The organism is Caulobacter sp. S45 (genome assembly GCF_009765965.1).
In the GTDB taxonomy this organism is placed as follows: domain Bacteria; phylum Pseudomonadota; class Alphaproteobacteria; order Caulobacterales; family Caulobacteraceae; genus CAHJWH01.
This window is the reverse complement of sequence record NZ_LMUL01000014.1, coordinates 771,248-785,109: the sequence shown is the minus strand read 5'-3', so window position 1 is coordinate 785,109 and position 13,862 is coordinate 771,248. Positions and strand designations below refer to the sequence as shown.

Genomic DNA, 13,862 nt, shown 5'->3' with positions numbered 1-13,862 from the left:
CTCAGGTCTCCGGCAGGGTTGCGGGGTCGATAGGACGGTCGGGAAGGCTGACGTTCACCACCGGTGTGGAGTTGGCGAGCGCTATGCCCTTGGCCTTGAGGTCGGGCACGATCTGGAACAGCAGCTCGCTCTTGACCCGGAAGGCGTGGCGCGGGGTCGAGACGAAGGCGAAGACGCTGAACTCCAGCGCCCCGTTGTGCACGTCCGACAGGTAGACCCCGGGCTTGGGTTCCTGGAGGATCTCCGCGTGGTCATGCAGCCGTGCGAACAGCAGCTCGCGCACCTCGAGGGGATCGGCCGTGTCGACCACCTTCAGCACGATCTGCAGCCGGCCCAGCGAGCCGGCGTGGGTGACGTTGCGCACGGTCTTGGAGATCAGGTCGGAGTTGGGCACGATCAGCTTGGAGCGGTCGGCCATCTCGATCTCGGTCGCGCGCACGTTGATCTTGCGGATGTCGCCTTCCAGCGCGCCGATGGCGATCCAGTCGCCCACCTTCACCGGCCGCTCCGCCAGCAGGATCAGCCCCGAGACGAAGTTGCCGATCACCGACTGCAGGCCGAAGCCGATGCCTACCGACAGGGCGCTGGCGAACAGGGCGATCTTGTCGAGGCTGAGCCCGAGCGAGCCGCAGGTGAACAGCAGGGCGAGCAGGGCGCCCAGATAGGTCACGCCCGACGCCAGGGAGGTGCGCACCCCCGTGTCCATCCGCGTCTTTGGCAGATAGCTCTTCTCCAGCCAGGTGCGCACCACGCGGGTGACGAACAGGCCGGCGAAGAAGATGGCGACGGCCGACAGCACCGCGACCGGCGAGATCGGCACCTGCCCGATATGGATCACCAGGTTGCTGGAGGTGATGCGCCCAAGCACATCGCCGGCGCCGGACCCGAACGGGACCAGGATCACCGCCCATCCGAACAGCAGCAGGGCCAGGCGCGTCACCCCCGACAGCAGCACCGCGATCTGGTCCAGCGCGCCCTTGGACAGGCCGATGGCGATCTGCAGGAAACGTCCGATCGGGCGATCAGGGGACAGCACGGTCGGGTAGAGGTCGTCGACGAAGCGGAGCAGCAGAAACAGCGACGCCGCCACCGTGGCGATCCAGATCATCTCGCCCATCAGCTTGGAGGCGAGTTCCAGGTAGCCCGCCAGCACTGCGACAAGCGACGCGGCCAGGGTCAGCCACGCCAGGAGGGCGGCGACGATCCAGGGCAGGCGCGACTCGGCCTCGTGCGGACTGGTGTGCTCGACGGCTGCGGCCAGGTGCTCGCTGCGGGCGCGGCCGAGCACGCTCAGCGCGCCGCCGACTGCGATCAGTTCGATCAGCACGGTGACGCAGTCGCTGGTGATGGTGGTCGGCGCACTGGCGCCCAGCACCGTGTTCATCTCGCGCACCAGCTTGGCCAGGGCCGCCGCCACGCCGATGAATACGGGATAGGGAGCCAGCCGCCGCACCAACGCATCCGGGATCGGCGCCAGCCGCCAGCTCGACCGCCCGGGCGCCAGCAGGGCGCGGCCGAGGCCGGCGAAAAAGGCGGCGAACACCACCGCGTGGATCAGCAGGGAGGCGAGGTCGTCGAAGGCTGGGGTCACAGCTCCCACGCTGCCGAACGCGGTATGCAGCAACACCAGGGCGAGCAGCGGGGTCAGGGTGAAGACCGCGATCAGCCACAAGGCCATCAGCGTGCGCCGCAGCCGCGTGCCAGGCGTCATCTCGCCCACGCGCCGGAAGGCCAGCCGGATCAGCAGCCAGCGCAGCGGCAGGGCGATCCCCAGGGCGGCGACCACCGCCGCCGTCAGAGTCGCGATCACCGCCGGCGAGCGCAGGGCGTCCGCCGCAACGTCGTTCTCGCTGGCTAGCAGCGCCCGCAGCCCCTGCAAGTCCTTGGGCAGGGCGGCGCCGAATTCGCGCCACAGCCGGGGATCGACGATCGAGCGGCTATGCGCCCACAGGCGCGCGATCCCCTGCTGCTGCTGGCGCGCGGCCAGCATGGCGGAGATCTGGCCCGCCTCGACCTGGAGCAGCTTGGCCTGCTTGACCTCGGCGTCCAGATCTTGATGGAAACGGGTCATGCCGCGCCGGCTCTTGGCGAGGTCCGGGTCCTCGGCTGGCTGGCCGGCCACAGGGGCGGCTCCGAGCTGGGCCAGGCGGGCGTTCACGTTGGCCAGGCTTGGCGTCAGGTTGGACAGGGCGTCTGCGAGCTTGGCCTGGATGGGGGCGATGGCGGCGAGCTTGGCGCGGATCTGGTCGTCGGTCAGGTTGGCGGCGCGGGCGGCGTGGGACAGGTCGCGAAGGTCCGTATCCGCCTGGTCGACCTCGGCCTCCAAGGTGGCCAGCGGGACCGGGGCGCCGCTTGCAGCCGGTGCTGGAGGCGCGGCGCTGGGCGTTTGGGCCCAAGCGTGTCCGCCGAACGCCCATATCGCCATCAGGACAAGCAGGCCGCGCAAGTTCAGTCCCCTTCGTGCGCCTTGCGCCTCCACCCGATGACTGCGGTGTAAGCGCGACGAGGTCAACTCCGCCCGCGCACGCGGCTGGCGCGATGAGCGCCGGTCGATGCTAGAAGCCGTCGATGGATCATGGCTCGCCCAGCGGCGGACAGGCGTCGTGGAGCGAGCTGTTGGCCGCCCACAGGCTCGCGACGTTCGTCCTGCTGTGCCTGGGCGTATGGCTGAACGCGGTGGACGCCCTGGTCGCCTCCACCATCATGCCCAGTGTGGCGCGCGACATCGGCGGCTACGCCTACTTCGCCTGGGCCACAGCCGGCTACATGCTGGGTTCGATCCTGGCCGGGGCGGGGGCGGGACTGCTGGCGGAGCGGGTCGGGCTGCGCAGGGGGCTGGCGCTGTGCGGAGTGCTGTACGCGGCCGGCTGCGTGATGAGCGCCCTGGCCCCTGGGGTGTGGCCGTTCCTGGCGGGGCGGCTGGTGCAGGGCGCGGGCGCGGGGTTTATCGTCGGGCTCTGCTATGTGGGCGTACGGGCGCAGTTCCCCGAACGGCTGTGGTCGTTCATGTTCGCCTCGCTGTCTGCGGTCTGGGGCGTGGCGACCCTGCTCGGGCCGCTGATGGGCGGACTGTTCGCCGAGGCGCATTTCTGGCGCGGGGTGTTCTGGGCTTTCGGCTTGCAGGCCGTGGCCTTCGCCGTGGTGGCCATGATCGCCCTGCCGACCTCGGATCGCCTGCCGGAAGCGCGGCGGAGCCTGCCGGTAGCGCAGTTGGGCCTGCTCACCCTGGCGGTGGCGCTGGTCGCCGCGGCCGGCGTTCTGGGCCGTCCACTCGCGGCGGCGTTGACCGCATTCGCGGGCCTGGCGCTGTTGTGGATCACCTTGAAGCTGGATGGGCGCAGCCGGGTGCGCCTGTTGCCGCGCGCGGCGGGCGATCTCTCCAGCGCGCCGGGGCTGGGCTATGCGGCGGTGCTGTGCCTGTCCGCCGGCGCCATCGGTTTTTCGGTCTATGGCGCAGCCCTGTTGCAGACCCGGCTGGGGTTGGGACCTCTGGCCGCCGGCTATGTAGTGGCCAGCGAATCGATCGGCTGGACCGTGACGGCGCTTTGGGTGGCCAGGACCCCGCCGGCCAGGCGGGCGGCGATGATCCGGGTGGGCGCGAGCCTGGTGGCGCTGGGCCTGGCCGGTTGCGCCTTGACGGGATCGTCGGCCGGGGTGTGGCCGATCGCGGCGTCGGGGCTGGCGATGGGCGGCGGGTTCGGCCTGTGCTGGTCATTCGTTTCCCAGCGCATCCTGGGCGGCGTGCCGGAGATGGAGGGCGCCTTGGGCTCGGCCGCCATCCCGACCCTGCAGATCCTGGGCAACGCCGTGGGCTCCGCTATGGCGGGGGTGGTGGCCAACCTGCTGGGTTTCGCGCACGGCTTCGATCGCCACACCGCCGACCATGCCGCGCCCTGGCTGTTTGGCGTGTTCGTTCCGGTGGCGGGCCTGGGCGGGTTGGCCGCCTGGCGGCTGGCGGGGTTGCCCGAGCGCGATGACCGGCGCGACGGCATGGGCGGCGGCGCTCCCGCGTCCGATGATGTATGCTCCGTGGGATGAGGGCTTTCGCATGAGCGTCGCGGCGTGATTCGCTTCGACGACCGCTTCCTTGACGAGATCAAGTCGCGCCTGCGCCCCTCCGACGTGATCGGGCGCACGGTGAAGCTGCGCCGTCAGGGCCGCGAGTACGTCGGCCTGTCGCCATTCAACAAGGAGAAGAGCCCGTCCTTCTACGTCAACGACGAGAAGGGATTTTACCACGACTTCTCGTCGGGCAAGCACGGCGACATCATCTCGTTCTTGCAGGAAACCGAGCGGCTCTCCTTCCGCGAGGCGATCGAACGGCTGGCGTCGGAGGCCGGCGTGCCGCTGCCCTCGCCCGATCCCAAGGAGGCGGAGGCCGAACAGCGCCGCCTGGGCTTGGGCGAATGGCTGGAGGAGGCGGCCAAGTGGTTCGAGTCCCAGCTCCGTCGGCCCCAGGGCGACGGCGCGCGGGCCTATCTGGACAAGCGCGGCCTGCCCGAGGCCGAACGCGCGCGCTTCCGCCTGGGCTACGCGCCCGCCAGCCGCACGGCGCTGAAGGACCATCTGGTCTCCAAGGGCGCCCAGCCCAAGGCGCTGATCGAGGCCGGGGTGCTGATCGAGCCCGAGGACGGCGGCGCGCCCTACGACCGTTTCCGCGACCGGATCATCTTCCCGATCACCGACGGGCGGGGCAGGGTGGTCTCGTTCGGCGGCCGGGCGCTCGATCCGGAGGCGCGGGCCAAGTACCTGAACGGGCCGGAAAGTCCGCTCTTCCACAAGGGCTCCACCCTCTACGGCCTGGCCGAGGCGCGCAAGCTGCTGCACACGCCGAGCGCGACCGGCGGCGGCGAGGACGCGGCCCTGGTGGTGGTCGAGGGCTATATGGACGCGATCGCCTGCCAGCGCGCCGGGATCGCCGCCGCCGCCCCGCTGGGCACGGCCCTGACCGAGGAGCAGATGGCCGCCCTGTGGCGGCTGCACGGCGAGCCGACCCTGTGCTTCGACGGCGACGCCGCCGGCCAGCGCGCCGCCCACAAGGCCATCGACCGCGCTCTGCCGCTGCTCAAGCCCGGCCGCTCGTTCCGCTTCGCCCTGCCGGTCGGCGGCAAGGACCCCGACGAGGTGCTGCGCGAGAAGGGACCGGCCGCGCTGAAGGCGCAGCTTGCAGAGACCCGGCCCCTGGTCGAGGTGCTGTTCGAGCGTGAGCGCGCCGCAGCCGATCCGCTGGATACGCCCGAACGCCGCACGGCGCTGAAGGTGGCGCTGCGCAAGCTCGCCGGCCTGATCGCCGACCCGGACCTGTCCCAGGCCTATCGCGAGGACTTGCTGGCGCGGTTCGAGGGCTTGTGGCCGGTGTCCCAACCCGTGAACACCCGCGCCGATGCGGCTCGCGCCATGCGCGGCGAGCGCCGGGGGCCACGAAAGCCCGTTCCCCAGGGAGCGTCCATGGAGGGCAAGGCGGCCGCGCGCAACCTTTCGGTCCTGTTGCCGCCCGCGGTCGCCGCCGCCGCCGCCGCCGTGCTCAACGACCCCGCCCTGGCCGACGAACAGCTCGAAGCCATCGACGTGCAGGGCTTCGGGGATGTTGCGCTCAATGAGTTCGCACGCGCCTTCATCAACCTGCGGCTGACGCTCCCATCCCTTGACTCCGCAGGGATGCGACGCCATCTCGCGGAGCGCGGCTTCGAGCAGACGCTCAAGGCGATCTTCAAGGCCGCCGCCTTGTCGGACGCGCCCTTCCTCAAGGCAGGGTTGCCCGCGGGGGAGGCTCGTGCGCTTTGGTCGCAGCTCTTCGGCGTACTGATCCGGCTCGCGGCGCTGGAACGCGCGTTACAGGACGTTAAGTCGGAAATCGCTAACAATCCGAACGACTTCACGGAGTTCTACGGCCTGAAATCCGAGCGCGATGCGTTGCGGCGGGATATCGGAGCCGGAACAGTTTGGGAGGGTACGGGGTCCCAAACGGGCGACGCGTACCTACATTAGGCGTTAGCCGGGCGGCCTGCCGCTCGGCTCGGAGATACATATGAGCAGTGATACGGCCGAGCCAGAGATGACCGAAACAACCCAGGACGGCCCGCTGCTCGATCTCACCGACGCCGGGGTCAAGAAGTTCATCAAGCAGGCCAAGACCCGCGGCTACGTCACCATGGACGAGCTGAACAAGGTCCTGCCCTCCGAAGAGGTCACCTCCGAGCAGATCGAGGACACCCTCGCCATGCTCTCGGAGATGGGCGTCAACGTGGTGGAGTCCGAGGAGCAGGGCGAAGAGAACAACGCCGAGGGCGGCGAGGTGGCGGTGCGCGAGGAAAGCGCCGTCATCACCACCGAGGAAAAGCCTGCCTACGACCGTACCGACGACCCCGTGCGCATGTACCTGCGCGAGATGGGCTCGGTCGAGCTGCTGTCGCGCGAGGGCGAGATCGCCATCGCCAAGCGCATCGAAGCCGGCCGCGACACCATGATCCGCGGGCTGTGCGAGAGCGCGCTGACCTTCGAAGCCATCATGGTCTGGCGCGAGGAACTGCGCGAAGGCCGCATCCTGCTGCGCGAGATCATCGACCTGGAGCAGACCTACGGCGGCCAGAACGCCGGCGTGGTCGTCGAGGGCGGCGAAGGGGCTGAAACCGCTGAGGGCGGCGAGCCCGTCGTGGTCGCACCCGTGGGCGAGCCTGCGCCGGCCGCCGAGGGCGAGCGTCCCGAGGGCGAAAGCGGCGACGACGACGACGATTTCGACGACGGCGCGGGACCCACGGTCTCGGCCATGGAAGCCGAACTGCGCGACAGCGTCATGGCGACCCTGGACGGCGTGGCGAGCGAGTTCGAGGCCTTCCGCCGCCTGCAGGACCGGCTGGTCGACAGCCGCCTGAAGGGCACGGACCTGAGCGACGTCGACCGCAAGGCGTTCGACGACCTGGCCCTGACCATCACCCAGCACCTCAAGACGCTGAAGCTGAACAACAACCGCATCGAGGCGCTGGTCGAGCAGCTCTACGCCATCAACAAGCGGCTGATCGGGCTGGAAGGCCGCCTGCTGCGCCTGGCCGACAGCTATGGCATCTCGCGCCCCGAATTCCTCAAGGCCTATTTCGGCTCGGAACTCGACCCGCAGTGGCTCGAGCGGATGAAGGAACAGGGCGTCCGCTGGACCAAGTTCGCCGAGAAGGAAGGCGACCAGATCGGCGACATCCGCGGCGACGTCGCCATGCTGGCCACCGAGACCGGCGTGCCGATCGACGATTACCGCCGCATCGTCCAGACCGTGCAGAAGGGCGAGCGCGAAGCCCGCCAGGCCAAGAAGGAAATGGTCGAGGCCAATCTGCGCCTGGTGATCTCCATCGCCAAGAAATACACCAACCGCGGCCTGCAGTTCCTGGACCTGATCCAGGAGGGCAACATCGGCCTGATGAAGGCGGTGGACAAGTTCGAGTACCGCCGCGGCTACAAGTTCTCGACCTACGCCACCTGGTGGATTCGCCAGGCCATCACCCGCTCGATCGCCGACCAGGCGCGTACTATCCGCATCCCTGTGCACATGATCGAGACGATCAACAAGATCGTGCGCACCTCGCGCCAGATGCTGCACGAGATCGGCCGCGAGCCGACGCCTGAGGAACTGGCCGAGAAGCTGGTCATGCCGCTGGAGAAGGTGCGCAAGGTCCTCAAGATCGCCAAGGAGCCGATCAGCCTCGAAACGCCCATCGGGGACGAGGAGGACAGCCACCTGGGCGACTTCATCGAGGACAAGAACGCGGTCCTGCCGATCGAGGCCGCGATCCAGTCCAACCTGCGCGAGACCACCACCCGCGTGCTGGCGTCGCTGACGCCGCGCGAGGAGCGGGTGCTGCGCATGCGCTTCGGCATCGGCATGAACACCGACCACACCCTCGAAGAGGTTGGCCAGCAGTTCAGCGTCACCCGCGAACGCATCCGCCAGATCGAGGCCAAGGCGCTGCGCAAGCTCAAGCACCCCTCGCGCTCGCGCAAGCTGCGCAGCTTCCTGGACAGCTGATCCATCGGCCGGAGGGGGCGTCGCGGCGCCCCCTCCGGACGGTTCACGGATCGACGCGTCTCCACCCTTTCCACACCGTCTTCCCCCGACTTGATCGGGGGGCCCATGGAAGACGCTTGTCTGCTATCCGTCGCGGAAACGCCGCGCCATGGATGCCCGGATCAAGTCCGGGCAAGACGGGGAGCGGAGCGGCCAGCGAAAACGCGGGTCTTGTCCGCGACACGTGTCCAACAAGCGTTACCTGGAACGCACGACGCGACGGAACATGCGCCTTCCGCCTTGTATGTCATATCAAATCACCCGCGCCGTATTTCCGCCGTGTCTGCTGCAAGTTCGCCTTAATCCCTAACAAATTCAGTGTTGCTATCAGGCAACGGCAAGTTCTCTCATCGCACAATCCGCCAATCTCGACGCAACTCGCCCGAATTGGCCACGTTCTCGCCCTGGATCATGGCGACGCTATGAACCGTAAGCTTGAGACGGACGCTGCCGACCAACCGAGACGCTAGGTCTCGACTGTAATCGGCCCTGCGTTGTAAAAGGGAATTTGTACAGTGAAAGTATTTGGTTTCGCCGCGCTGGCCGCGTGCGCCGTCGCCTTGCCTGCGTCCGCCCAGGGTCTGAACCTGATGGACCCCCACACCTACACCGACGGCGCCTATGTCGAGGCCACCGGCGGTTCGACCTTCCAGGGCGCCACGACGGAGTTCAACAGCGGTCCCGGCGACGCCAACAAGGGCTCGGGCCATTTCCGGCCCGGCGAGTTCGGCAGCGCCACCTTCGGCAAGCGGATCGCCCCCGGCCTCGCGCTGGAACTGGAAGGCGTCTATCTTAGCAACAACTACAACCGCGCTACCGAGATCACCCAGGGCACGGGCGGCAGTTCGCGCACCTATGGCGGCTTGGCGAACGTGCGTTTCTCGCTGCCTTATGACTACCACATCACGCCGCGCTTTTCGGTGGTGCCCTATATCGCCGCCGGCGCCGGCTATGGCGACGTCCATTATCGCACGACCGCGCCGATCGACGCCGACCAGGGCGGCCTGATGTGGCAGGCCAAGACCGGGATCGAGGTCAAGACCGGCACGCCGATCTCGTTCGACTTCGGTTATCGCTACATCGGCACGCCGCAATACTCGCAGGACTTTGTGGGTGCGGGCGGCGACTCGTCGTTCCGCCTGCGCAGCCACGTGCAAGTCGCCACCGGCGGCATCAAGTACACGTTCTAGATTTGAGCTGGACCCGGCCGTCCCGGGGCGGGACGGCCGGTGCGTTCGGCTTGGGAAGCTGCCCGAAATGCAACGCCCTTGCGTTTTGCGGGGAAATCCGTATTTTCCGCCGCTTCCCAGGAAGGCGGTCTGCGTAGAGCGCTGAAGGTCGGGCCCAGGCCCGTCCGCCGCGCGCAGATCCATCGTGTCGTCCGGATCCTTCCGCCGGGCTGCACGCCGCCTTTCGCACTTCGGAAGAGGACAACAATGGCGCTATACGAACACGTCGTCATCGCGCGGCAAGACATCTCGCCGCAACAGGCCGAAGCTCTCAACGACATCTTGAAGAACCTGCTCGAAGAGCAGGGCGGCCATGTGGCTAAGATCGAGTACTGGGGCCTTCGCAACCTTACCTACCGCATCAAGAAGAACCGTAAGGGCCACTACTCCCTTCTGGCCATCGACGCCCCGGCGGCGGCGGTGAAGGAAATGGAACGCCAGCTGTCCATCAACGAGGACGTGCTGCGCTTCATGACCATCCGCGTGGAAGAGCTGGACCTCGAGCTGTCGCCGGTCCTGGCGCGCCGCGAACGCGAGCGTGGCGAACGCGGCGAGCGTAGCGACCGTGGCGAACGCCGCGGTTACGAAGACATGCCGGTCTAAGGGAGCATCCGATCATGACCGAAACCGCCCCCAACACCTCGCCCGGCGCTTCCGCCAGCCCCGCAGGCGCGCGTCGTCCGTTCTTCCGTCGCCGCAAGGTGTGCCCGTTCTCCGGCGCCAACGCCCCGAAGATCGACTACAAGGACGTCAAGCTCCTGCAGCGCTACATTTCCGAGCGCGGCAAGATCGTCCCCTCGCGCATCACCGCGGTCTCCGCCCCGAAGCAGCGTGAGCTGGCGCGCGCCATCAAGCGCGCCCGCTTCCTGGCGCTGCTGCCCTACGTCGTCCAGTAAGGAGAGCGATCAATGAAGGTTGTTCTTCTGGAACGTGTCGAGCGCCTCGGCGTCATCGGCGACGTCGTCACCGTCAAGGATGGTTTCGCGCGTAACTTCCTGTTGCCCCGTCAAAAGGCGCTGCGGGCCACCACCTCGAACCTCAAGGTGTTCGAAGCCCAGCGCGATCAGATCGAGATCCGCAACGCCGAGGCTCGCGCCACGGCCGAGCGCCTCGGTTCGCGCCTGGACGGCGAAGGCTACATCCTGATCCGTCAGGCGGGCGAGAGCGGCCAGCTCTACGGTTCGGTCTCGGGCCGCGACGTGGCCGAGGCGGTCGAAGCCGGCGGCGGTCATGTCGAGCGTAGCCAAGTCGTGCTCGACCGGCCGATCAAGACGCTGGGCGTCCACGACGTGAAGGTGCGCCTGCACGCCGAAGTGACGGTGACCATCCACGTCAATATCGCCCGTTCGCAGGACGAGGCGGAACGTCAGTCGCGCGGTGAGAACATCATCGCTTCGCAGTTCGACGAAGAGCGCGCTGCTGCGGCCCAACAGGCCCAGGAGCTGTTCGAAGGCGGCGCCGGTCAGGCGATGGAAGAAGCCGCCTACTAAGGCTGGTCTCCACACGTCGAGAAATAAGGAAGGAGCCGGTTCGCCGGCTCCTTTTTTTATGGGCTTGAGGGCGCCGCCCGCCCTTCGCCCTAGTGGCCGCCTCGTCTGGCGAAGATGGCGCCGGTGTCGCGCTTCTTGGGCGGTAGTGAGCGCACCGCCACGGTCAGGGCCGGGCCGAGGCCGCCATAGTCTACATAGGACAAGCCGATCTGCACCGACGAGGTGACCCAGCGGCAATCCAGTCTCGCCAGGCCCCGCTTGTCGGTATCGGCGCACACCTTCGGCGGCCCGTAGAAATTCGTCAGTCCGGCCTGGACGTCGCGCGCGATCTCGACGTTGTCGCGGGTGTGGCGCAGGCGCAGGTTCTGCACCTCGACGATCGTCTCCAGAAGGCCGCCAGCCTGGAAATAGTAGGTCGCCACTGCGGGGTGTCCGAAGACCTCCTCGTCCACGGCGTAGCCCGCAGCCCCTCCACCCTCCACGGCGTTAGCCACGGGCGGAAATCCCAGGGTGGTGGGCGCCGGCGCGCGTCCGTGGGGAAACAGGGCGACCACCTGGGCGGGCGTCATGCCGGCGCGTGCGCCATGCCACAGCTCGGGCGGCGGGGCCGGAGGCGGCAGGGGCGGCAGGGCGGTGGCGGCGGCCAACAGGAGGGCGAGCATGGTCATGGCTCCTCGCATGCGGCTGCGAACGCGTCGAGCCCCGTGCGCAGGTCGGCGATCAGGTCGTGGGGGTCTTCCAGGCCGATGTGGAGCCGCATCAGGGCGCCGGATGCGGACCAGCCGCGCCCCGGATTGCGCACCTGGGGATCGCCGAGCACGGCCAGGCTCTCGAATCCGCCCCAGGAGAAGCCGAGCCCGAACAGGCTCAATCCATCCAGGAAGGCGCTGGCGGCCTTGACCGATCCAGACTTCAGCACGACCCCGAACAGCCCGTTCAGGCCGCTATAGTCGCGCTTCCAGATTTCATGGTCCGGCGAGCCGGGCAGGGCGGGGCAGAGCACCTGGGCCACCTCGGGCTGCTGTTCCAGCCATTGCGCCACCTGCAGCGCCGAAGCGCCGTGACGGGCCATGCGCAGCGGCAGGGTGCGCAGGCTGCGCAGCACGGTGTAGCAGTCGTCGGGCGAGACCGCCCAGCCGGTGTCCTGCATGATCTCCCTCACCGCCGCGCCATGGACGGGATCGCGGGTGGCGACCGAGCCCATGAACACGTCCGATCCGCCCGACGCGTACTTGGTCAGGGCCTGGATCGAGAGATCGATCCCGGCGTCCAGCGGCTTGAACAGCACGCTTGCGCCCCAGGTGTTGTCGATCAAGCTGACGATCCCGCGCGCCCGCGCCGCCGCGCAGATGGCGGGGATGTCCTGGAACTCGAAGGTCAGGGAGGCGGGGGATTCCAGCATCACCGCGCGGGTGTTCGGACTCGCCAGCGCCATCACCTCGTCGGCGGTGGCGCGGGGGCTGAAATAGCGGGTGACGACGCCGAACCGCTTGAGGATGCCATTGCAGAACCGCCGGGTCGGGGCGTAGACGCCCGCGCTGACCAGGACCTCGTCACCCGCCGACAGCACCGCCATCAGGGCGGCGGTGATGGCCGCCGCGCCGGACGAGAACACCGCGGCGCCCGATCCGTGTTCCAGCTCGCAGATCGCCGCCTCCAGCGACGCCTGCACGCCCAGGCCCGTGCGGCCATAGCTGCGCATATCGCTGCTGTAGAGGCTGGCCGCGTCAGGCAGCAGTACGGTGGAGGCCCGCTGCACCGCGGGGTTCACGCCTCGGGCCGCGGCGCCCAGGCGTGCGTCAGGGCTGTCGCCGGCATGGACGAGGCGGGTGGCTTCGCGCCAATCGGGGTTCGCGGTCTTGCTCATCTCAGCCGGTCACGACGGGCGCATCCGCCCGGCCGCCCCATTCGGACCAGGAGCCGTCGTAGACCGCCACGTCCCACCGCCCGAGCCGCGCCAGGGCCAGCGCCAGTCCGCTGGCGGTGACGCCGGAGCCGCAACTCGTGGTCAGCGCGCCAGCAGGCGGGACGCCGGCGTCGCCGAACACCGCTGCGAGCGCGTCGCTCGGTTTGAGGCGGCCTTCGGCGGTCAGAATTTCGCTGTGGGGCACGTTCAGCGCACCCGGCATGTGACCGCTCTTCAGGCCGGCGCGGGGTTCGGGGGCCTGGCCAAGGAAGCGGGCGGCGGAGCGGGCGTCCACCACCGGGTCGGTCCCAGCGAGCACCTGTTCGAAGGTACGCACGAGTTCGAGACGGGATTTCGGCGTGAAGCGGGCTTCCGTGGTTGGTGCGGCGGGGCCGCTTTCCAGCGGCCGGCCTTCCGCGCGCCACTTGCGCAGGCCGCCGTCCAGCACGTTCACCGCGTCGTGGCCCATGGCGCGGAACGTCCACCACAGCCGCGCCGAGGCGATCAGGCCGTTGTCGTCGTAGGCCACCACCAGGGTGTCGTCGCCCACGCCCATGGCGGAGACCGCCGCCGCGAAGGCTTCCGGCGTGGGCAGCATGTGGGGCAGGTCGGTGGTGTGGTCGGCCACCGCGTCGATGTCGAAGAAGGCGGCGCCGGGGATGTGGGCCGCCGCGTGCTCCGCGTGGGCGTCGCGGCCCTCGGCGGGCATGAACCAGGTGGCGTCCAGCACCCGCACCTTGGGATCGTCCAGCCGCGCGGCCAGCCAGTCGGTAGAGACCAGGGGATCGGTCTGGGCGGTCGTCTCAGCGTCGGGCATCAGGGCTTCAACCAGGGCGGCGTGGGCAGGCCGTGCTCGGCCAGGAAGGCGGGATTGTACAGCTTGCTCTGGTAACGCGAACCATGGTCGCACAAGACGGTGACGATGGTCTTGCCAGGACCGAGCGCGCGCGCCAAACGCACCGCGCCGGCGACATTGATCCCAGACGAACCGCCCAGGCACAGGCCTTCGTGCTCCAGCAGGTGGAACACCTCGTTGACCGCCTCGACGTCGAGGATCTGGAAGGCGTGGTCGATCTCCAGGCCTTCGAGATTGGCGGTGACGCGGCCCTGGCCGATGCCCTCGGTGATCGAGGAGCCCTCCGACTTCAGTTCGCCCGAGGTGTAGTAGCTGAACAGGGCCGAGC

12 protein-coding genes are annotated in these 13,862 nt (G+C 68.6%); 7 read left to right on the top strand and 5 right to left on the bottom strand.

What is annotated here, in order from left to right; all coding sequences use genetic code 11:
- Nucleotide 1 precedes the first annotated feature (1 nt).
- A complete protein-coding gene (locus GSQ87_RS10700) occupies nucleotides 2-2,446 on the bottom strand; it encodes a DUF3772 domain-containing protein (RefSeq protein ID WP_158915436.1) in 2,445 nt (814 codons plus the stop codon).
- A gap of 122 nt (nucleotides 2,447-2,568) precedes the next feature.
- Here GSQ87_RS10700 and GSQ87_RS10695 point away from each other — a divergent pair, with 122 nt between their 5' ends.
- The 7 genes from GSQ87_RS10695 (at nucleotide 2,569) to rplI (ending at nucleotide 10,772) form a co-directional block, all read left to right on the top strand.
- Nucleotides 2,569-4,038: an MFS transporter gene (locus GSQ87_RS10695; RefSeq protein ID WP_158915435.1), complete on the top strand. Its 1,470-nt coding sequence runs from the start codon at nucleotides 2,569-2,571 to the stop codon at nucleotides 4,036-4,038.
- A gap of 27 nt (nucleotides 4,039-4,065) precedes the next feature.
- Entirely contained in the window at nucleotides 4,066-5,988 is a 1,923-nt protein-coding gene (gene dnaG, locus GSQ87_RS10690) for a DNA primase (protein ID WP_158917560.1), read from the top strand.
- Between the two features lie 40 nt (nucleotides 5,989-6,028).
- Nucleotides 6,029-8,014, top strand: a complete 1,986-nt coding sequence (gene rpoD / locus GSQ87_RS10685; protein ID WP_158915434.1) for an RNA polymerase sigma factor RpoD — start codon at nucleotides 6,029-6,031, stop codon at nucleotides 8,012-8,014.
- 554 nt (nucleotides 8,015-8,568) lie between these two features.
- A complete protein-coding gene (locus tag GSQ87_RS10680; RefSeq protein ID WP_158915433.1) occupies nucleotides 8,569-9,243 on the top strand; it encodes an outer membrane protein in 675 nt (224 codons plus the stop codon).
- Between the two features lie 246 nt (nucleotides 9,244-9,489).
- The gene (gene rpsF / locus GSQ87_RS10675; RefSeq protein ID WP_158915432.1) at nucleotides 9,490-9,885 is read left to right on the top strand and encodes a 30S ribosomal protein S6; all 396 of its coding nucleotides are present in this window, start codon (nucleotides 9,490-9,492) and stop codon (nucleotides 9,883-9,885) included.
- A gap of 14 nt (nucleotides 9,886-9,899) precedes the next feature.
- Nucleotides 9,900-10,178: a 30S ribosomal protein S18 gene (gene rpsR, locus GSQ87_RS10670; protein WP_158915431.1), complete on the top strand. Its 279-nt coding sequence runs from the start codon at nucleotides 9,900-9,902 to the stop codon at nucleotides 10,176-10,178.
- Nucleotides 10,179-10,190: 12 nt separating this feature from the next.
- Complete coding sequence (rplI, locus tag GSQ87_RS10665; RefSeq protein ID WP_158915430.1) at nucleotides 10,191-10,772, top strand: 50S ribosomal protein L9; 582 nt, start codon at nucleotides 10,191-10,193, stop codon at nucleotides 10,770-10,772.
- A gap of 89 nt (nucleotides 10,773-10,861) precedes the next feature.
- Here the strand turns inward: rplI and GSQ87_RS10660 are convergent, their stop codons facing one another.
- The 4 genes from GSQ87_RS10660 to GSQ87_RS10645 form a co-directional block, all read right to left on the bottom strand.
- Nucleotides 10,862-11,434, bottom strand: coding sequence for a hypothetical protein (locus GSQ87_RS10660; RefSeq protein ID WP_158915429.1), 573 nt, complete (start codon nucleotides 11,432-11,434; stop codon nucleotides 10,862-10,864).
- Between the two features lie 2 nt (nucleotides 11,435-11,436).
- Nucleotides 11,437-12,639, bottom strand: coding sequence for a cystathionine beta-lyase (gene metC / locus GSQ87_RS10655; RefSeq protein WP_158915428.1), 1,203 nt, complete (start codon nucleotides 12,637-12,639; stop codon nucleotides 11,437-11,439).
- Between the two features lies 1 nt (nucleotide 12,640).
- Nucleotides 12,641-13,495 carry a 3-mercaptopyruvate sulfurtransferase gene (gene sseA / locus GSQ87_RS10650; RefSeq protein WP_158915427.1) on the bottom strand — a complete coding sequence of 285 codons (855 nt, stop codon included), beginning with the start codon at nucleotides 13,493-13,495 and terminating at the stop codon, nucleotides 12,641-12,643.
- Nucleotides 13,495-13,862, bottom strand: a 368-nt coding sequence (locus GSQ87_RS10645; protein WP_371416665.1) for a pyridoxal-phosphate dependent enzyme, incomplete at its 5' end; no start/stop codon positions are given. The genes GSQ87_RS10645 and sseA, both read right to left, overlap by 1 nt.

Bases quoted from the DNA above. Each gene is read 5' to 3' on its own strand.
- sseA (WP_158915427.1), bottom strand. From the start codon at position 13,495: ATGCCCGACGCTGAGACGACCGCCCAGACCGATCCCCTGGTCTCTACC.
- rpsR (WP_158915431.1), top strand. From the start codon at position 9,900: ATGACCGAAACCGCCCCCAACACCTCGCCCGGCGCTTCCGCCAGCCCC.
- rplI (WP_158915430.1), top strand. From the start codon at position 10,191: ATGAAGGTTGTTCTTCTGGAACGTGTCGAGCGCCTCGGCGTCATCGGC.
- metC (WP_158915428.1), bottom strand. From the start codon at position 12,639: ATGAGCAAGACCGCGAACCCCGATTGGCGCGAAGCCACCCGCCTCGTC.
- rpoD (WP_158915434.1), top strand. From the start codon at position 6,029: ATGAGCAGTGATACGGCCGAGCCAGAGATGACCGAAACAACCCAGGAC.
- GSQ87_RS10660 (WP_158915429.1), bottom strand. From the start codon at position 11,434: ATGCTCGCCCTCCTGTTGGCCGCCGCCACCGCCCTGCCGCCCCTGCCG.
- rpsF (WP_158915432.1), top strand. From the start codon at position 9,490: ATGGCGCTATACGAACACGTCGTCATCGCGCGGCAAGACATCTCGCCG.
- GSQ87_RS10695 (WP_158915435.1), top strand. From the start codon at position 2,569: ATGGATCATGGCTCGCCCAGCGGCGGACAGGCGTCGTGGAGCGAGCTG.